General features: G+C 41.8%; 2 protein-coding genes. One reads left to right on the top strand and one right to left on the bottom strand.

All coding sequences use genetic code 11. The features are described from left to right. Positions 1 to 298 (top strand): g-type lysoyme inhibitor PliG (gene pliG / locus ACUU1I_RS21090; RefSeq protein ID WP_449144326.1); only part of this gene is annotated, 298 nt, incomplete at its 5' end. Between the two features lie 107 nt (positions 299 to 405). On the opposite strand, the gene ACUU1I_RS21085 is transcribed toward pliG, so the two are convergent. Further along, positions 406 to 569, bottom strand: a 164-nt coding sequence (locus ACUU1I_RS21085; RefSeq protein ID WP_449144939.1) for a YcgJ family protein, incomplete at its 5' end; no start/stop codon positions are given.

The following is a 569-nucleotide window of genomic DNA, read 5'->3' as shown; positions in this document are numbered from 1 at the left end:
TAGCAGCGCTCAGTACTCCGGCGAAATAAAGGGATACGATTACGATACATATACCTTCTATGCCAAAAAAGGTCAGAAAGTGCATGTGAGTATCTCTAATGAAGGCGCTGATACTTATCTCTTCGGGCCAGGAATCGATGATTCTGTTGATTTATCCAGATATTCCCCAGAACTCGATAGTCACGGACAATACTCACTCCCTGCTTCTGGCAAATATGAGCTGCGAGTGCTGCAAACTCGAAACGACGCCCGTAAAAACAAAACTAAAAAATATAACGTCGATATTCAAATTAAGTAAATGTCAACCGACGGGGACTATCCCCGTCATAGACGTTAACGCCCCACTCCTCTCTGTCGCTCAAGAGGTTAATGACGAATAGCAGAGAACATAATGTAAACAAGGCATCACTCACGACACATAAATAACATCTTTGTGGTGGTTTGATTGATTTTTCCACTCCGCTTACCATCTACACCAAAATAACGATCATCACGACATAATTTTTCTTTAACATCGCAAAATACACCGTTAGCGAATGTAAATTCGCTGGGATCGTAGCCTTGTAATG

Source organism: Shigella sp. SIG3 (assembly GCF_053555855.1).
Note: the sequence above shows the minus strand (reverse complement) of the source record. Positions and strands in the feature narration are given on the sequence as shown.